Source organism: Polynucleobacter necessarius (assembly GCF_900095205.1).
Taxonomy (GTDB): Bacteria; Pseudomonadota; Gammaproteobacteria; order Burkholderiales; family Burkholderiaceae; genus Polynucleobacter; species Polynucleobacter necessarius_E.
The window spans coordinates 1,237,181-1,255,089 of the sequence record NZ_LT606951.1; the positions used below are offsets into that span (position 1 = coordinate 1,237,181).

Sequence of the window (17,909 nt, forward strand, 5' to 3'; positions counted from 1 at the left end):
CCGAAAAGATCCGTCTAGGCGGGTCTTTTTTGTCAGCGCTACTTTAAAAAAGACCACCGTCATGGTTGCCCTACCACCCCAACCTGAGGGAGGGCCTGGCATTGAAGAAGTGACGTAATAAACGGGGCCTGCCGCCAAACGAAATTGGAACGCCGCCTATCACTTCCACTTTAGAGACTCCAACATATAAAGGATTTACCGTGCCATGAGCATCGTAGTTGTATTGGGCTTGCATATTGGCACCAAAAGTCCATGCGTCTTTAGTGGTGTAGGCAACAAAGGGTTGTCCAAATAAATTGTTTTGTGTACCGAAGGCTGGATTACCGCCCACATTCCATGACTGATACCCCATCAAACCATAAGTCCAAGGCCCATGTCGATTCAACACTACCGCAGCAACACCAGCGCCTGTTTGTTGAGAACCAAATTTTCCGCTATTGCCTGATGGGGATTGCGCAAAAGGTCCGATACCCCAAATCCAAGATGACTTTGTGTCTGGCGCATAAAAGGACTCCAAAGTAACGCCAGAAATTCCGTATCCTGAATACACCTGTCCATTCGCGCCTTGAACACTGACCTCCCTCACAGCAGAGAGGATTGGACGAACAATAAACATATCTCCGCCGCCTACATCAAATGGGGCAACTGGTTGGAATAATAAAGATTGTTCAGTGCCCGCCTGATTTAAACCTGCGCCACGACTGAATTGATACTGCAGTGGCGCTGAAATCATATTAGCGAATGGATTAGCTAATTTTTTAGCCACATCGACTTTATCCACGTCTTTAGGGGGTAGCTTTCCCGATTCCATCACTGCAAGTGTTCCGGCACGTGCTGGAACATCTTGAGCTATTGCAGTACTGGCAAGCAAAAGCCCAAGTATTAGACTGCTACTTATGGTGATCAATGTTTTCATGAGGCAGTGACTGTAATTTGAAAAATTTGACTATAAAGCATAAATACCTCCAAAAATTCTCAGAAAGAGGCGGATATTACCTAGAATCATCGTATTTCCGATTTACCGGAACAGACTTATGAAAAAGCCGCCCCAAAGGACGGCTCTAGCCAGAATTTAAACAACAGAATTAGTGCTTATTTTTTGGGTGTATTAATACCTAAAATGGAATAGGCTGGGCAATTACCAATCACGCCAGTTAACAAAGGTACTACACCAATCCAAGTCCATGGGCCAGTAATACCGAATCCAGCTAGACCCATCAGCGTGACGCCAACAGTCATTCGCAATACGCGATCAGTGTGTCCAATATTGCATTTCATATGAAGCTCCTTGTTTTACTTGGCAGCTTTGTTAGTGGCATGAGCCAGGCGCTGTCTTAATGCCTCATATAAGCATACGCCACTTGCAACTGAAACATTCAAACTCGAGACAACGCCTTGCATCGGAATGCGTACCAACTCATCACAGTTTTCTTTTGTGAGGCGACGCATGCCATCGCCCTCAGCACCCATCACGATACCAATGGAACCTGTGAGATCAATGTCATAAATAGACTTGGTGGCCTCATCATCGGTACCAATCAGCCAAACACCTGCCTCTTGCATTTCTTTCATGCTGCGCACGAGATTGGTCACTGTGATCACCGGCATGACTTCCGATGCACCACTGGAAACTTTACTTACAGTAGCGTTAATCGAAGCAGAACGATCTTTAGGAATTACCACGGCATCCACTCCGGCTCCATCTGCCACACGCAGGCAAGCTCCAAAGTTATGCGGATCAGTCACACCATCTAACATCAGAAATAAGGGCTTCTCTTGAGCACCCTCTACGTCCTCAACTACTTCAGTAATGGTGCGAGCAATGGTCATTTTTTCTGCCAAGGCAACTACACCCTGATGGCGGTCATGCCCAGTCAACTTATGAAGACGCTCAACATCTGCAGCATGCAAACGTTCACCTAAGATTTCTTCTGCTTGCTTTAAAAAATCCCCCATACGCCTATCGCGACGACTTGGGTCAAAGTACACAGACTTTAGGCTATCTGGATCAACGCGCAAACGCGCTTGAACTGCATGAAATCCGACTAATATTTGCTTCATCTTATCTATCTAACTCAATCTTTATTTACGGCGAGCTTTAGTGCTGCGCACTGGTGGTTTAGTACCTGCCGGCTTACCGACAGATCTTCCAGGTTTACTGGATTTGCCATTCTTACGACTCGCTTTACTCTTTGACTGATTGGCACCCAATGTACCAGCAGATTTCGCAGTATTGACATTAATTCCGCTCGGTTTTTGCGGAACCTTGTTGTCAGGCCTACTTCTTTTGGAGGCCGCCTTTTTATTCGGTCTACCTGTATCAGCTGCTAGGATTAACTGACGGCGATTCGAAGGGCTGCCTGGTTCCGCACCAACGGATTTGACTAGACTAAATTCAATCTTACGTGCATCCAAGTCGACACGGCTGACTAATACATAAACACGATCACCTAAGCGATAACGAATACCAGTGCGCTCTCCTCCACGCAACTCTTGGCGTGCTTCATCAAACTGGAAGTAATCTCCGCCCAGTTCAGTAACGTGAACCATACCCTCTACGAATAGGTTCTCTAGCTGAATAAATAAACCAAAATTAGCTACACCAGTAACTGTGCCGGCATATTCTTGCCCTAAATGGTCACGCATATAATAACACTTCAGCCATGCCTCTACATCACACGACGCTTCATCTGCACGCCGTTCATTAGATGAGCAATGAACGCCTAACTGACCCCAAATGGGTAATGCAGCATTAGCTCCCTTTGGTGGCTTGGCACCTTTAGCCGCCCCGGCCTTAGCATCGCTTTGCGATTTTTTAGCATTAACGGCATTCTCACGGCCTTTGCCTTTACGGGGCAAAGTCAAATTAAGAGGTACCTTCGGTGGCAATACCGGCACATAAGGCTTTTTAGCCAGAATCGATTTAATTACTCGATGAGTCAGCAAATCTGGATAGCGACGAATTGGGCTGGTGAAATGAGAATACGCTGGGTAAGCTAAGCCGAAGTGGCCTTCATTATCCGGCTGATACATCGCCTGCTGCATGGCACGCAAAACTACTGACTGCAACATATTAGCGTCAGGACGATCTTTAATCTCACGAATCAATTTTGCAAAATCGCGTGGCTTTGGTTTCTCACCGCCCCCTAAAGACAATCCTGAAGTTCTGAGAACTTGACGAAGCGTCACTAATTTTTCTTCAGATGGCTCACCATGCACGCGATAGAGGCTGAGATGTTTGTTTTTATCAATGAAATCTGCAGCGCAAACGTTCGCCGTCAACATGCACTCTTCAATTAAGCGATGCGCATCATTCCGAATCTGTGGCTCAATACGCAGGATCTTGCCAAGTTCATTACTGATGATTTGCGTTTCAGTGGTTTCGAACTCAATCGCACCACGCTTCTCGCGAGCAGCCAGCAAAATCTTATAAAGAGAGTACAGATTAGTCAGTAGCGGACGGAACTGTGCAAAGCGTGTAGCTTCAGGACCTTTACTATTAGCAAGAATCTCCCAAACAGTATCGTAAGTAAAATGCTGTGCTGAGTGCATCACTGCAGGGTAAAACTGGTAGGCCAAAACAATACCGTTGTTATCCACCACAGAGTCACACACCATACACAGGCGATCTACTCCAGGGTTAAGCGAGCATAGTCCGTTTGAAATCTTCTCAGGCAACATTGGAACTACCCGTCTCGGGAAATAGACTGAAGTGGCGCGCAATAAACCTTCGTCATCCAACGGTTGGCCTGGCTTGACGTAATGAGACACGTCTGCAATCGCAACAATTAAACGCCAAGCTTTTGTTTTGCCATACATGACCGGCTCACAGTACACCGCATCATCAAAGTCGCGTGCGTCTGCACCATCAATAGTGACCAAAGGAACGTCTCGTAAATCAACCCGACCTTCTAAGTCAGATTGCTGCACAGTATCGGGTAATGCAGTAGCTTCCTTGATGGCAGCAGCTGAAAACTCGTGTGGCACACCGTACTTACGTACAGCGATTTCGATCTCCATACCAGGATCATCGATCTCACCCAATACCTCTACTACCCGACCCACAGCTTGGCGATAACTATCTGGATAGTCAATAATCTCAACACTGACAACCTGCCCTAATTTGGCGTTGCCTTGTCCTTTAGGCGGAATCAAAATATCATGACCGATGCGCTTATCTTCGGGTGCAACAATCAAGACACCGTTTTCATTTAAGAGGCGGCCGATAACGACCTTGTTGGCATGTAAAACCACTTCAACAATTTGGCATTCTGGTCGGCCTCGGCGATCTGTTCCTAAAACCCGAACATTGACGCGATCGCCATGCATGACGCGCGACATTTCTTGTTCTGAGAGAAAAATATCTTCGCCACCATCATCGGGTATAACAAATCCAAATCCATCTCGATGCCCTTGAACCGTACCTAAACGATCAGCCTCACGAGGCATCAAGTCTTTTGCTTTACGCATTTAATTCCTTCGGCAATACATGCCCTATCCATATATCTATTTTTGTTATGAATAAGACTACTGTATCAAACCACCGAGTCTGATACGAAAAAGCCAAATTAGGGTGTAAAAGACCCAGAAATGCCCATCCATCTATAACAAAGGCCTGCCCAGGTTGGCGAAATTGGTAGACGCACCAGCTTCAGGTGCTGGCAATCGTAAGGGGTGAGGGTTCGAGTCCCTTCCTGGGCACCAAACAAGGCCTAAGAGCGCTCTGCGCCAGTTGCTACAAGGCCAACATAAAGAAAACTGGCCTTTTTACAAAAAATACATAAGACACATATGGGGGTGGTTTCTCAAAACACAACCCCCAAATTCTCATGAGGCAGGTAGGACGCTTACGACCCAAAAGCAATTGGTATAAAAAACCCGCCTTAGCGGGCCTTTCTTTTATGACATGTTTCTTAAACTACAAAGTATTTTTATAGATCTTGCCATCTTTCATAATGACGCGAAAGTTTTTAACAGGATCAGCAACGATTTCTAAATTTACTGTTGATCGCCATCCACCAAGAGCAAGTCTGCGTAAGCTCCTCTTCTTTCACTACTTCCAACTTACCTTCTATATAAGGATTACGCGGGCCTGACAATGCAAATAGCTGAGCATTATCATGCGTTACCATCTTGAGCGCTCTTGCTGGTGTCATCCATTTTTTCATTTTAGATAACTGAATGTTTTGAACTACGCCATCGGGCTGGAAGAAGAAATCAGTACCTCAAGCTAATTTGACGTTGTTTTGTGACGCCCATTTTAAATACATTACCCTCACCCATAACTACTTGATGTTCTTTATGGATTTGAAATGAGGTGTATGGCGCACTGAATTCCTCAAAGTTTTGGGTACTCAACCAAACATTCTTATTTTTTAGATACTTAACGGTTGCCTCATCTAGTAGCTGACCATGCTCAATGACTTTAACGCCTGCCTCAACAGAGCGGCGAGCTGACTCAATGTTATAGGCATGTACAGAAACATAAGTACCAAAATCAGATGCCGCTTCTACTGCCGCCTTAATTTCGTCGGAAGTGAATTCATGAACTGTAGGCGTAGCTGCAGGCGAGGAAACGCCGCCGCTGGTAGCTAACTTGATTTGGGTTGCGCCATTACGTAAGTTGAAACGGGTTGCTGTTAATACCTGTGCCCTGCCATCAACTACAGAAGAGATACGAAGCTGCTCACCAATAGATAGGGGTCCACCTAAACTTCTTGGCAAAGCCTCTGGTGCACTGAAATCGCCATGACCTGATGTTTGGGTGATCATGGTGCCGCTTAGATAAATACGTGGACCAGTAGCCTTACCCGCATCAATATCACTCTTGATCTGAAAATACTGGTCCAGCCATATCTCTCACAGTGGTCCAGCCATTTATCAGCATGCTTTTTGCCGTTGCATAGGCTGCTGCATTCAATTGCTTAACATCACCTTTCAAAATTTCATCCATATTTGGAGTGAGCCAAATATGAGTATGAGCATCGCTTAGACCTGGCATTAAAGTACGGCCACCACCAGCGATCACGGCTGCCTTTGTACCTGCGAGGATTGGAATCGATTGAGAAGAAATCGTTTTAATGAGATTATTCACAACCAAAACATTGGTCGGTGCTGTGAGCTTCTCTGAGGTTCCGTCAAAAACGCGGACATTTCATACAGAGTCGCTGAAATTTGCGCTGCAGGCTGCGCTAATGTGGAAACGGCACTAAATAAAGCGCATGAAGCTATAAAATGTTTGATAGTCGTTGTCATATTTTTCAAGAAATTATTAATTTATTTACTTATTAGATTCGACACAGAATGCAGTATGTAAACTCTGAGACATGTTTAATATACACAACTAATAATTGCTTTTAAAGATAAATTGCAACCCCATCTAACCAGGCCCTTTTCGGTCTCTAAGATGGCTTAGATTTCTACAGAGGCCAAATAACTGACCATAGGAGCTTCATTGCGCGGAACTAATCCCATGGAATTAGTTAGGAGCAAAGAAAAACCGCCCGAAGGCAGGGCTTTCTTTTTAATACCTATTAATGCTGTTTAATGACTATGCACGTTTTGCATAGCAGATCCTGCAAGCCCTTTGCGCTCTTTAGGATCAATCGCTTTAATTTCGTTGATGAACTTAGCGACATCAATTTTCTTACCACCAGGCTATGTACCTTGAATTTTGACCTTTTCTTTGATCTCATTCGGATTAACAGTTGTGAGGTCTGCAGAGAGTTCTACCAAGTCAACATACTTACCTACTTCAAGAGATCCAATTTCTTTATCACGCTTGAGTTGATAAGCGCCATTGATAGTGGAAGCTTTGAGTGTCTGCTCCATCGTTACCGCCTGATTAGCGCCATACACCTTGCCAGAGTCAGTAGTACAAGTCACCATGTGCTGAATGTTTCTCAATGTATCTGGAGGAGATACGGAGCCATCATTGTGGAAAGATGGATGGATATCAGCCTTGAAGGCATCATTAACACGCTGCCATTGTGAGCCGAGTTCAGGCGTAAACATCGTACCGTCTAACAAGTCTCCCCAATAGATGCATTGGAATGGCGCTAATGAAACGGTTACGCCCAAACGTTTTGCTCGCTGGAATTGATCTCCACGAGCAGCACCCAAGTGCTCAACACGCCAGCGATGATCAGTACCGATCAATTTATATTTATTCAGAGCGTACTCATAAGCATCCAACACCACATCAAAGCCTACGTCACCATTGTAGTGGAATGCCATTTGATAACCCATCGGCGCAAACTTATCTAACAGCCTGTCCAACTGCAGACGAGTGTAGTTCATGCCCTTCTCGCCCAATAGCCCAATAATCATCTGCGCATCCTTAGTGCGTTGATTTTCTAAGTATGGGAAGCTCAGCGCCACATTTCCGACCCATGGACTGCCATCAGCCCAGAGCTTGATACCATTTTTACGAACCATACTCGGATCAGGCCAAGTCACTTTAACGCCGGCATCAGAATCCACAGCCATGTGATACACGTGCATTCTTAAAGGGCTGTCGGGCACAGAAGTTAGTGCTGCATAAGCCTTGTACTGATTGGTGCTATAGGCATGCTCAGATGTTGCAGTAATGCCATTTTTCGCCATCAGGGCGTACCACTCCGCGCTAGAAGCAATGGGTTTGGAATGGCCTTCGGAATAAAATTGGACCGGCAACTGCCATTTCAGCGGCTACCTCATTCGCCAAACCATTTGATGTGCCATCAGGATTGCAACCAAAACTACCACCTACTGGATCAGCAGGTGGCTTACCGTCCTTCCAGCCCAATGCTTTGATGGTTCCTGAGTTGAAGTACACGATATGGCCTGAGTTATCAATCACAATAATCGGACGACCGCTCGGGGTTAATTTATCTAAAATATCTCTAGTTGGCGTTGGCGCCTGTTGCAACATGCGATCAACGCCGTTAAATACCAGCGGCACCCCGGGTTTTGCTTCTTTATCTGCTTGCAAAATCTTTGCTTGTACATCTGCCCAAGTTTTATAACCTACATACGGAGCAACCCAATATGCCGGTGCTTGGGTAGAGACTCCGGAAAGAATTGGGTGATTATGCGAATCAATAAAACCAGGCATTAAAATGCTGTAGTATCCAAGTCTTTTACTTTTGCGTTTGGTGCTGATGCTTGAACATCTTTGAGAGAACCGACAGCAGTAATTTTTTTAGTGGCGGTATCAAAAGCAATTGCTTCTGCGCGCGGATTCTTATCATCTATCGTAATGATGGTGGAAGCCTTGAGAATTTGAATTTCTGCTGAAGCGAAAAGCGGAACAGAACACATCACTAAAGTTGAAATAGATTTTGCAATCACATTGCATTTAAATTTATTCACAAGAGTCCTTGTAGGTAATGATTGGTAGTTGTTGGTTATCAATGCTCAGAAATTATGCCGCCCATGTATGAAATTCGTGTCACTTTCTATAGCCAATTGCGGGTCTGGAAAACCCTCTGAAAATCGACCAAAGCCTCGATTACCCTCCCCATGCTATTGCCCCATCTTGGGGCTAAATAACCTTGACTCTCATATGGCTTTAATATGAGGCACCCCTATAAATTCTTGCTTTAACCGTATGAAGATTAATCACCCCATTGAATCAGGCCTTACTCAAAAACTTGAGCAACAAAAGTAAAGGCATTAGCCTTTTTTCAGCAACGGTCCTAGGTATTGGGGGCATGATGGGTGCCGGTCTCTTCTCCCTATTAGGGACTGCTAGTTCACATGCAGACACCCATATTCCTTTGGCTTTTTTACTGGGTGCTATTGCCGCTTCATTTTCGGTCTACTCCTATGCCAAACTAGGCGCTACTTTTCCAAGCAGCGGAGGGCCTGCGACATTTACAGTCATGAGCTTTGGACCAGGAGTCATCTCTGGCGGCCTCAATATTTTTCAATACATTGCCTACTTCATTGCAGCTGCACTTTATGCCGCTGGCTTTGCGGAATACACCAATACCTTGCTAGGTGGATCTTTATCCGCTTTAGAGGTAAAAATGGTTGGCGTAGGAATTGTCATTCTTTGCGCAGGGGTAAATTTATTAGGCACCGATATTGTTGGCACCGCAGAATCACTTGCCATTGGTTTTGTGACTATTGCCCTGCTACTCTTTTCTGCCGAAGGCATTCATGTAGCGAATATTCAGAACTTTGAAATATCCAGTTGGTCTATCAATGGTATTGCTATTGCTACAGGCATCCTCCATATCAACTATCAAGGTTTTGGCGTAGTAACAAATTCTTCCAATGCCATGCAAGAGCCGCAAAAAGAACTACCTTTAGCCATGTTCTCTGCGCTCATTATGGTAACAAGCCTATGTACTAGTCAGCTAGCAGTCATACTCCTTCTTTCGCAGGCACAAATAGTGAAATATAGCGGCCATGTCCTAGCGGATGCTGCGCAAATCGTTGCTGGTAAAACAGGTTTTATCGTCATTGGCACATCCGCTCTCTTGGCTTGCGCTGCCGCTTTAAACGCTACCATTTTTGCAGCATCTAATATCGCTGCTGATATGGCAAAGAAGGGCTCAATCTCTGAAGCTCTAGGCGGTTCCGTTTTAAAACTGAGATGCGAGCCTTGGCAGCATCAGCGTTTATTGTGATTATTTTGGTAATAGCCTTTCCGCTAAATGTCATTGGGAAAATGGCTAGCCTTGCCTTTTTATTGGTGTATGCCGCGGTAACTTATGGACACATTCGAGTGCGCAAGCAAACTGGTGCCAAACTCTGGCCACTTTGGGCGGCTATTATCATCAACCTCAGCTTGTTTATCACTTTATTTACTAACGTCATCGAGGAGACCGCACCAGGAAGTGCAATTGCCTTAGTCAGCGCTCTTATCGGATCTTTTGCTGTAGAAGCAATCGCCCGCAATTACTTTAGAAATAAATTAAAGCCCCATTGAGCGATGTAGGATTTTAGATTTCATTTCTAGCCACAGACTTTCAAAATCTTCCATCTTGCTATCAGACAATTGAATCTTCTCAAAAAGATGTCCAAAAATAATGGTGCTCTTTTTGACCAAGGTTTTGTCAAATTCACTTAAGCCAATGGGTTTATCTTCCATATCTCTTGTGAGCTCGGCTAAGCAAACAATCGCATCCGCATCATCACGATCTATTACTGCAAACTCAATATACTGTTGATTTTTTTCAACGATAACTAAAGTTCCCCGAGCATAACAAACAGCTTCATGCTCTTGAACAATATAGGCAAGAAACTGATTTTTCTCTTCCTCATTTTCCATCGGCAAATCATCGATAAAAAAGAGGTATTGGTCGCCCTCACCATCGACTAAGGTAAATACCTTGGGAACCACGCCATGACCTAAGGCTAGGTTTCGGTAATAAGTAGAAATTTCGACGGCGAGATTTTCAGCAAATAAGTACATGGTGATTCAAAAAGGACTAATTGTTAATGTATTTTTGTAAAAAGCTCAATGTACGGTCCCAGGCAAGCTGAGCCGCTTCAGCGTTGTACCTCAAGGGAGGCAAGCCCACGTACATCGGACTTGGGATTGGCAAAAGCATGTTTGGTGTCATAGCGATGAAATTCGTAATTGACGCCCGCTTCTTTGAGCTTTGCTTCTAACTGGTCTACACCAGCGATTGGAAAAAATTCATCATGGGTAGCCCAGTGCCCAAGCATAGGCTTCGTGATGGCAGATGCATTGACATACTCTAACGGTGGGTTACCGCACCAAACAATCGATCCATCTAACTCTGGGACATTGCATGCTGCAAGAATGGTGAGGGCACCACCCATCCCGCTAATACTGAGGCTATTCCAGAAGAAAGCATTTGCATCGAGCCAATTAAGCTCATAAAGGTTCCGCGAATCTTGCTTTCCACCACCTGACTCACCATGGCCATGGCTGGAATCATTCTCCCTGAAACGAGGATAAAAAATGCCGTTGAATTAATTAGCACCAGCCATAAAGGAGTGACCGGTAAATTGGTGGTCACCAGCAAAGGCACCAAACTAGCAATTGCCAAAATTCTAAAAACCTTCACCTTGCCATGCTGATCTGACATGTGCCCGATAAAGCGAGAGCTCATCAGCGTAGCGATGCCACCACACAAATAGATTAATGAGATATAGGAGTTACTAATACCGACGTTCGATGTGAGGTACAGCGCTATATAAGGAATCACCGAGAAACCGGTAATCATAATGAAGCCCATAAAAATAAAGGCCTTGATATTCTGACGAGCCGTCAGTATCCGAGCGATTTGACTCAATCGACTACCTTCATGGACGTGATTTAGGTGCCCCGCTATCTTTGGAATATTGAGGTAGCCTAAATACAGAATGAGTGCTGAGATGATGGCAATAAAAAAGAACGGCGCCCGCCATCCTAAGGATGGAATATGGTTTGCTAAAAATAGCCCTAATGGCACGCCAGCAACGGTTGAAACTGAAAATGCAGCCATCACTGTTCCTAATGCCTTCCCTCTTCGCTCAAACGGAATGGCGTCAGCCACAATTGTTTGTACCAATGAACCTAAGATGCCACCAAATGCGCCAGCAAAGGCTCGGGCAATAAAGAGTAATTCGTAATTGAGCGCAAAGCCGCAGGCAAGAGTCGCAATAATGAAGCATGCATATAAAGTCAACAGGAGCTGCCTGCGCTCAAAGCGATCTACATAATAAGTAGCCAAAATTCCGGCTGCAACAGCTGCAAAAGTGTAAGAAGAAAGTAATAGGCCAAATTGATGCGTATTGATATTGAGTACCCGAATAAAATCAGGCCCCAAAGGCATCATGATCATGAAATCTAAGATGTGGGTAAATCGAATTCCCGCTAGAGAAAACAAGAAAAAGCGCTCTCGCTTCTTGGTTTCAATGGCATGTGAGATGTTATTCAAGGGCAGCTTTACTTGGGCTAGTCAATATGACATTGTCAACCCTGATGAAGATATTTGCTCATCCAACACCCTTTAAGATCCAGTCAAATCTATGTCGATTACCAATGAATTTATCAGCCAATGCCACTCTAGCTGGCATCCCCCTTCTCCCGCTGATCAGAGACATTCTGTATGGGATTTTAGGTCTTATCCTGGTACTTTTTTCATGGCGGCTAGATCAATTTCATCATCATGCGCTTTGAGAGATTGACCAATCAAAATATCAAGAGCAGACAATATAACCGCGTATTTTTCCACTTTTATGCGTCCTTCTTCTTTATCGCATTAGTCCATATTTCGGAAATTATCATCTGGACCATCTTTATGACTTCACTCAATTTAATTGACAATGGCATAGACGCCATGATGTTCGTGTGAGGAGCTGTTACACCCACGGTGGGATTTGTGCAAGCTATCCTTCCGACAGGCTGGAAAAGTCTTGCCTTCTTTATCTCCTTCTCAAGATTGTTCTCAATAGCATGGACCACATCGGTCATGATTACCATGACTAGCGATTATAAAGCAGCCTGGAACCTCAAACACCATCAGAAAAATCCTAGCGCTGTCTCTTGATGTAGTAGCCATAGACGCACCGATTTCCACCTCTTGATGGATCATGCGTATCGTGAATGACGCCATCCATAATAGCGCAAACATGCTTTGATACTTTGGCAATCAATATGCCATTGGGAAGTTCATTTGGCCGCAAATGCACTTGACATCCTGCTCCTACCTTCATCGTTGGCACCCAGTTAAAGCCAAGACCCAAAATATAATCATGGAATACATTGCGGTGATTACCGTTTCGCGGAGACGAGCCCTTTGCATTCAATCTTTTAGCTAGACGATCATTTCTGAGTTGGGCATAAGTTTCATTGGCGAGTCTGAGATCCTCATAGACTTGCATATAAGGTAAATTTGCAGCAATCGCAATGGACCTCACCATACAATCGCCTGCACCACCTTTAAAACCAGCATCCGCCCTGCCACCATCATTGAACTGAAATGGAAAGCTAGTATGTACTTTAGCGAAGGGGTTTAGAAAGCCGAACATATAAAAGGGAGTAATAAAAAATGGATTTGCTTTTTAGGCAAATCCATTTTATCAGACTGCAAGCCAGATTTAGTTACTGATTATGCGTTGGCTTTCTTGACTTCTAAACGCCATGCATGCAGTAGTGGCTCGGTATAGCCATTTGGCTGCTCAAGACCTTTGAAGATCAAGTCACTAGCTGCTTTATAAGCATACGAGTCTTGGTAATTTGGCATCATCGGCTTGTATAAAGGATCGCCAGCATTCTGACCATCCACCACCTTAGCCATGCGCTGCAAAGTCTCGTTTACTTGATCTGCAGTCACAATGCCATTGAGTAACCAGTTAGCAATATGCTGACTAGAAATACGCAATGTTGCACGGTCTTCCATCAAGCTGACGTTATGAATATCTGGCACCTTGGAGCAACCAACGCCTTGATCAATCCAACGCACCACATAACCCAAGATACCTTGGCAATTGTTGTCTAACTCTTGCTGAATTTCTTCTTTGGACCAGTTTGCTTTTTCAACTACCGGAATAGTCAACAAATCATTAATCAACGCTTCAGCTTCTGCAGCAGTGTCGAGCTTTTCCATCTCTTTTTGGAGTTCAGCAACATTGACTTGGTGGTAATGCAAGGCATGCAATGTAGCTGCAGTAGGGGAAGGAACCCAAGCAGTGTTGGCACCTGCTTTTGGATGAACAATCTTTTGCTCAACCATGGCTTTCATCATGTCAGGCATTGCCCACATTCCCTTACCAATTTGAGCGCGACCACGCAGACCACAATCCAAGCCTGCAAACACGTTACGACGCTCATAGGCAGATAACCACTTACTGGTTTTCATATCGCCTTTACGCATCATTGGACCGGCATACATGGCTGTGTGCATTTCATCGCCAGTGCGATCCAAGAATCCAGTATTAATAAACGCAACACGTGCGCCCGCCGCGGCGATCGCTGCTTTGATGTTGGCACTCATGCGACGCTCTTCATCCATGATGCCTAGCTTCACAGTATCTGCTGGTAAGCCGAGCAATTTTTCTACACGACCAAAGAGTTCACCTGCAAAAGCAACTTCTTCAGGACTATGCATTTTTGGCTTAACGATATAAACAGAGCCCTTGCGTGTGTTGCCGATTGCTTGGCTTGCCGGACGATTAATGTCATATAAAGCAATCAATACTGTAACTACTGCATCCAAAATGCCTTCATAAATCTCTTTGCCTTCACCAGTAATGATGGCTGGATTAGTCATCAAGTGTCCAACGTTACGGAGGAACAAGAGTGAGCGACCATGCAAAGTAACAATACCGTCTTTTGCATCAACCGCACCGATGCCGGCTTTGTATTTACGGTCTGGATTGAGAGTGCGAGTAATTGTTTTGTCGCCCTTCTTCACTTCCTCAACCAAGGTGCCCTTCAAAATACCAAGCCAGTTTTCATATGCAAGCACTTTGTCGTCGCCATCAACTGCAGCGATCGAATCTTCCAAGTCCAAAATCGTAGAGAGTGCTGCCTCTAATACAACGTCATTAATTCCGGCAGGATCGCTAGCGCCAATAGTTTTGTTTTTATTAATTTCGATATCAATGTGAATACCGTTATTGCGCAACAAGATAGAGCTTGGCGCAGCAGCCTCACCTTGATAGCCCACGAATTGCTTCTCATCGACCAAACCTGTACTGCTGTCATCTTTTAATTGCACTACAAGCTTATTACCGTCCACGGTATAAGCAACTGAATCACGATGGGATCCTATTGCCAAAGGTGCTGATTGATCCAAGAAATTGCGAGCATAAGCAACTACTTTTGCGCCACGAATCGGATTGTATGCACCAGTCTTGATGGCACCATCTTCTTCAGAAAGAACATCGGTACCATATAAAGCATCATATAAGGAGCCCCAACGCGCATTAGCAGCATTTAATGCATAGCGAGCGTTCAGAACTGGCACCACTAATTGAGGTCCAGCTTGTAGCGCTAATTCATCATCTACATTCTTGGTGGTAGCAGTAATTTTTCCTGGCACTTCATCTAAGCAACCAATCTCTTTTAAGAACTTACGGTATGCAGGCATATCTGCGATTGGGCCTGGGTTCGCTTGGTGCCATTTATCTAAATCCAATTGAATGCGATCACGCTTTGCAAGCAATGCATCATTTTTTGGAGTTAAGTCTTTGACGATCTCATCAAAACCTTTCCAAAAATCAACACTCTTAATGCCTGTACCTGGAAGAACTTTATCTTCAATAAAGCGATATAAAGGGGTGGCCACTTGAAGGCTATTGCAGGTTGTGCGCGCAGTCATGTTGATATTTTCTTGAACAAAAGTTAATAAAAAGGCTTAGTTAATTACGAATCCAAATATTTTCCATCAATCCTGAAAAGGATACTGAAGGAGGATGGTTTCATCACGTTCTGGGCCAGTGGAAACCATGGCAATCGGCTTGCCGGCGACTTCCTCGATACGGCGCAAGAAGTTCTGCGCTTCAATTGGCAACTGATCCCACTCGCGAATGCCGAAGGTAGTGCCCTTCCAGCCCGGGAAATCCTCATAAATTGGTTGGCAGCGGGCAACAGATTCTGCGCCGCATGGTAATACATCTAATTTCTTACCGTCTAATGTGTAACCCACGCATAAGCGGATGGTTTCCAAGCTATCTAATACGTCTAATTTAGTAATGCATAAACCAGACAAGCCATTGATCTGAATTGAGCGATTCAAGGCAGCGGCGTCCAACCAACCAGTGCGACGTGGACGTCCTGTGACAGAACCAAACTCTTTACCCACTTCAGCCAAACGCACGCCAATCGGGTCTTGCTTTTCAGGATTGTCATGGTCATAGAGTTCGCTTGGGAAAGGACCAGCGCCAACACGGGTGCAATACGCTTTAGTAATACCTAAGATGTATTGCAAAGACTCGGGGCCCACTCCAGAACCTGCGGCAGCGTTACCAGCTACGCAGTTACTAGAAGTGACATAAGGATAGGTGCCATGATCGATATCTAGCAAGGTACCTTGCGCACCTTCAAATAGTAGATTTTGACCGGCTTGTTCGGCAGCATATAAAGCACTAGAAACGTCCACCACCATCGGCTTGAGTCGTTCTGCATAAGACATCGCTTCAGCAAGAGTCTTTTCATAATTCACAGGCTCTGCACCATAGTAATTCGTCAGCATGAAATTGTGGTATTCCAAGTTTTCACGCAACTGCTCTGCAAATTTTTCTGGGTAGAACAAATCTTGTACGCGTAAGGCGCGACGAGCAACTTTATCTTCATATGCAGGCCCAATTCCGCGGCCAGTCGTACCAATCTTCGCTTCGCCACGCTTCTTCTCGCGCGCATGATCAATGGCTACGTGATAAGGCAGAATCAATGTAGTTGCTTCAGAAATTTTGAGGCACGATTGCACATCTAAACCAGCAGCCTCTAACTCACCAATCTCTTTAAAGAGCGCTTCAGGTGAAAGCACTACACCGTTGCCGATATAGCAGATTACATTTTTATGCATGATCCCAGAGGGAATCAAACGCAGAATCGTCTTCTTGTCGCCGATGATCAAAGTATGGCCAGCATTATGACCACCCTGGAAACGAACCACCGCTTGCGCGTGATCAGTTAACCAATCCACCACCTTACCTTTGCCTTCATCACCCCACTGGGTGCCAATGACAACTACGTTACGACCTTTAGCTTGCTGCTTTGAAGACATAATGAAATCCAAAAAATAATGGCACAATGATTTAACTGTTCACTGCTTTAATGTACTGCCCTACTTTTTCTTTACTTCCCAAGAGTTACCCTGCTTCACCAATTCTCGATCGCATTCGTAAATGGCAGACTCTACGTTCTCGCCCTTCGGAACCTGTATTACTACCTCACCCGAATCACGCAACTTTATGATCGCCTGGTCTAACGTAGCGTCCTCAATCCAAGGCGCCAAAATAGCCAGTTGTTGCACATTGATTGGAGATAAATGTGCGAGGGTTAATAGATCTAATGAGAAACCTGTTGCAGGACGTGGACGCCCAAAGGCTTGACCAACATGGTCATAGCGGCCACCTCTTGCAATAGGCTGAGGCAACTGATTAACATAAGCCGCAAACATCACGCCACTATGATATTGGTACCCGCGTAAATCAGCTAAATCGATGCTCAACTCTAAATTCACAGACAATTTGGCTGCTGCTGCCACCAAACGCTCAAGATCCGCAATCGCCTGATCAATCATGAAATGCTTAGGCAAGCTATTTTTAGCTTTTGCCAATACTTCAGCGCAGGGACCGTTGAGTTCAGTCAACGCCACTAGCGCATTAGCAACTGTTGGCGGCAAGCAAGTGGCCCATTGACTTAAGCGAGGACGGTCCTTGCTTTGTAATAAACCGTACAAAGATTCGATCGTTTCTTTATTAAGGTTTTGACCATCTAGGATGCCCGCCAAAATGCCAGCGTGCGAGAGATCTAGATAGACCTTCTTCATACCAGCAATAGAGAGCGTCTTGAGCAATAAGGTAATTGCCTCCAGATCGGCTTCCCAAGTAGCGCATCCATAAATTTCTGCGCCAAGCTGCAGCTCTTCACGCGCCGAACTACCAACAGGGGTGCGAGCGTGAGCAACAGAATCGGCATAGCAAAGGCGCGTGACACCTGCACGATTTAACAAGTGAGCATCAATTCGAGCTACTTGCGGCGTGATATCTGCACGCAAGCCCAATATTCGACCAGAGAGTTGATCTACCAACTTAAAGGTTTGTAGATTGAGATCTGAGCCAGTGCCCGTCAATAAAGAATCTAAGAACTCCAATATGGGGGGCGTGACCAGCTCGTAACCATACGATTGGTATAAATCCAAAATAGCGCGACGCAAAGACTCTACCTTGCGAGCTTCAGCAGGCAATACATCTGCAACGTCTTCAGGAAGTAGCCAACGATTCATGATGTGAAC

Annotated in this window: 18 protein-coding genes and 1 tRNA gene; 3 read left to right on the forward strand and 16 right to left on the reverse strand. The window is 45.0% G+C overall.

Annotated elements, in window-relative coordinates; all coding sequences use genetic code 11:
* Positions 1–70: 70 nt before the first annotated feature.
* From DXE37_RS06795 to rnr, 4 genes are all read right to left on the reverse strand, one after another.
* Entirely contained in the window at positions 71–871 is an 801-nt protein-coding gene (locus DXE37_RS06795; RefSeq protein WP_162786214.1) for a hypothetical protein, read from the reverse strand.
* A gap of 221 nt (positions 872–1,092) precedes the next feature.
* Positions 1,093–1,278: a YgaP family membrane protein gene (locus tag DXE37_RS06800; protein WP_114636983.1), complete on the reverse strand. Its 186-nt coding sequence runs from the start codon at positions 1,276–1,278 to the stop codon at positions 1,093–1,095.
* 15 nt (positions 1,279–1,293) lie between these two features.
* Entirely contained in the window at positions 1,294–2,061 is a 768-nt protein-coding gene (rlmB, locus tag DXE37_RS06805) for a 23S rRNA (guanosine(2251)-2'-O)-methyltransferase RlmB (RefSeq protein WP_415066861.1), read from the reverse strand.
* Positions 2,062–2,082: 21 nt separating this feature from the next.
* Positions 2,083–4,470: a ribonuclease R gene (gene rnr, locus DXE37_RS06810; protein WP_114636985.1), complete on the reverse strand. Its 2,388-nt coding sequence runs from the start codon at positions 4,468–4,470 to the stop codon at positions 2,083–2,085.
* Between the two features lie 147 nt (positions 4,471–4,617).
* Here rnr and DXE37_RS06815 point away from each other — a divergent pair.
* Positions 4,618–4,704: transfer RNA gene (locus tag DXE37_RS06815), tRNA-Leu, on the forward strand.
* Between the two features lie 513 nt (positions 4,705–5,217).
* On the opposite strand, the gene DXE37_RS12695 is transcribed toward DXE37_RS06815, so the two are convergent.
* The 5 genes from DXE37_RS12695 to DXE37_RS06835 all read right to left on the reverse strand — a co-directional run bounded on the left by DXE37_RS12695 (position 5,218) and on the right by DXE37_RS06835 (position 8,352).
* Entirely contained in the window at positions 5,218–5,772 is a 555-nt protein-coding gene (locus tag DXE37_RS12695) for an amidohydrolase family protein (RefSeq protein ID WP_231971215.1), read from the reverse strand.
* 49 nt (positions 5,773–5,821) lie between these two features.
* Entirely contained in the window at positions 5,822–6,094 is a 273-nt protein-coding gene (locus DXE37_RS12700) for a hypothetical protein (RefSeq protein WP_231971216.1), read from the reverse strand.
* Positions 6,095–6,657: 563 nt separating this feature from the next.
* Complete coding sequence (locus DXE37_RS06825) at positions 6,658–7,674, reverse strand: amidohydrolase (RefSeq protein WP_231971217.1); 1,017 nt, start codon at positions 7,672–7,674, stop codon at positions 6,658–6,660.
* On the reverse strand, positions 7,625–8,095 hold the full coding sequence (locus DXE37_RS06830) for an amidohydrolase family protein (protein ID WP_114636987.1): 471 nt from the start codon (positions 8,093–8,095) through the stop codon (positions 7,625–7,627). Before DXE37_RS06830 ends, DXE37_RS06825 begins: the two co-directional genes overlap by 50 nt.
* Positions 8,095–8,352 (reverse strand): hypothetical protein, encoded by a 258-nt coding sequence (locus DXE37_RS06835; protein WP_162786215.1) that lies wholly within the window; start codon positions 8,350–8,352, stop codon positions 8,095–8,097. The genes DXE37_RS06830 and DXE37_RS06835 overlap by 1 nt, the downstream gene beginning before the upstream one ends.
* Positions 8,353–8,633: 281 nt before the next feature.
* Here DXE37_RS06835 and DXE37_RS06840 point away from each other — a divergent pair, with 281 nt between their 5' ends.
* The gene (locus tag DXE37_RS06840) at positions 8,634–9,617 is read left to right on the forward strand and encodes an APC family permease (RefSeq protein ID WP_231971218.1); all 984 of its coding nucleotides are present in this window, start codon (positions 8,634–8,636) and stop codon (positions 9,615–9,617) included.
* Positions 9,618–9,658: 41 nt separating this feature from the next.
* The gene (locus DXE37_RS06845; protein ID WP_231971219.1) at positions 9,659–9,919 is read left to right on the forward strand and encodes a hypothetical protein; all 261 of its coding nucleotides are present in this window, start codon (positions 9,659–9,661) and stop codon (positions 9,917–9,919) included.
* Here DXE37_RS06845 and DXE37_RS06850 read toward each other — a convergent pair.
* The 7 genes from DXE37_RS06850 to DXE37_RS06885 form a co-directional block, all read right to left on the reverse strand.
* Positions 9,905–10,405, reverse strand: a complete 501-nt coding sequence (locus DXE37_RS06850; protein ID WP_114636991.1) for a hypothetical protein — start codon at positions 10,403–10,405, stop codon at positions 9,905–9,907. The genes DXE37_RS06845 and DXE37_RS06850 overlap by 15 nt on opposite strands.
* Positions 10,406–10,482: 77 nt before the next feature.
* Complete coding sequence (locus DXE37_RS06855; protein ID WP_197713136.1) at positions 10,483–10,779, reverse strand: dienelactone hydrolase family protein; 297 nt, start codon at positions 10,777–10,779, stop codon at positions 10,483–10,485.
* Complete coding sequence (locus DXE37_RS06860) at positions 10,731–11,882, reverse strand: MFS transporter (RefSeq protein ID WP_231971220.1); 1,152 nt, start codon at positions 11,880–11,882, stop codon at positions 10,731–10,733. Before DXE37_RS06860 ends, DXE37_RS06855 begins: the two co-directional genes overlap by 49 nt.
* Before the next feature lie 595 nt (positions 11,883–12,477).
* Positions 12,478–12,975, reverse strand: a complete 498-nt coding sequence (locus DXE37_RS06870) for a hypothetical protein (protein WP_114636992.1) — start codon at positions 12,973–12,975, stop codon at positions 12,478–12,480.
* Positions 12,976–13,055: 80 nt separating this feature from the next.
* Complete coding sequence (locus DXE37_RS06875) at positions 13,056–15,269, reverse strand: malate synthase G (protein WP_114636993.1); 2,214 nt, start codon at positions 15,267–15,269, stop codon at positions 13,056–13,058.
* 66 nt (positions 15,270–15,335) lie between these two features.
* On the reverse strand, positions 15,336–16,676 hold the full coding sequence (locus tag DXE37_RS06880) for an adenylosuccinate synthase (protein ID WP_114636994.1): 1,341 nt from the start codon (positions 16,674–16,676) through the stop codon (positions 15,336–15,338).
* A 60-nt stretch (positions 16,677–16,736) separates the two neighbouring features.
* Complete coding sequence (locus DXE37_RS06885; RefSeq protein ID WP_114636995.1) at positions 16,737–17,900, reverse strand: ATP phosphoribosyltransferase regulatory subunit; 1,164 nt, start codon at positions 17,898–17,900, stop codon at positions 16,737–16,739.
* Between the last annotated feature and the right edge of the window lie 9 nt (positions 17,901–17,909).

Bases quoted from the DNA above. Each gene is read 5' to 3' on its own strand.
- DXE37_RS06800 (WP_114636983.1), bottom strand. From the start codon at position 1,278: ATGAAATGCAATATTGGACACACTGATCGCGTATTGCGAATGACTGTT.
- DXE37_RS06875 (WP_114636993.1), bottom strand. From the start codon at position 15,269: ATGACTGCGCGCACAACCTGCAATAGCCTTCAAGTGGCCACCCCTTTA.
- DXE37_RS12695 (WP_231971215.1), bottom strand. From the start codon at position 5,772: ATGATCACCCAAACATCAGGTCATGGCGATTTCAGTGCACCAGAGGCT.
- DXE37_RS06850 (WP_114636991.1), bottom strand. From the start codon at position 10,405: ATGTACTTATTTGCTGAAAATCTCGCCGTCGAAATTTCTACTTATTAC.
- DXE37_RS06885 (WP_114636995.1), bottom strand. From the start codon at position 17,900: ATGAATCGTTGGCTACTTCCTGAAGACGTTGCAGATGTATTGCCTGCT.
- DXE37_RS06845 (WP_231971219.1), top strand. From the start codon at position 9,659: ATGGCTAGCCTTGCCTTTTTATTGGTGTATGCCGCGGTAACTTATGGA.
- DXE37_RS06870 (WP_114636992.1), bottom strand. From the start codon at position 12,975: ATGTTCGGCTTTCTAAACCCCTTCGCTAAAGTACATACTAGCTTTCCA.
- DXE37_RS06830 (WP_114636987.1), bottom strand. From the start codon at position 8,095: ATGCCTGGTTTTATTGATTCGCATAATCACCCAATTCTTTCCGGAGTC.
- rlmB (WP_415066861.1), bottom strand. From the start codon at position 2,061: ATGAAGCAAATATTAGTCGGATTTCATGCAGTTCAAGCGCGTTTGCGC.
- DXE37_RS06855 (WP_197713136.1), bottom strand. From the start codon at position 10,779: ATGGGTGGTGCCCTCACCATTCTTGCAGCATGCAATGTCCCAGAGTTA.
- rnr (WP_114636985.1), bottom strand. From the start codon at position 4,470: ATGCGTAAAGCAAAAGACTTGATGCCTCGTGAGGCTGATCGTTTAGGT.
- DXE37_RS06880 (WP_114636994.1), bottom strand. From the start codon at position 16,676: ATGTCTTCAAAGCAGCAAGCTAAAGGTCGTAACGTAGTTGTCATTGGC.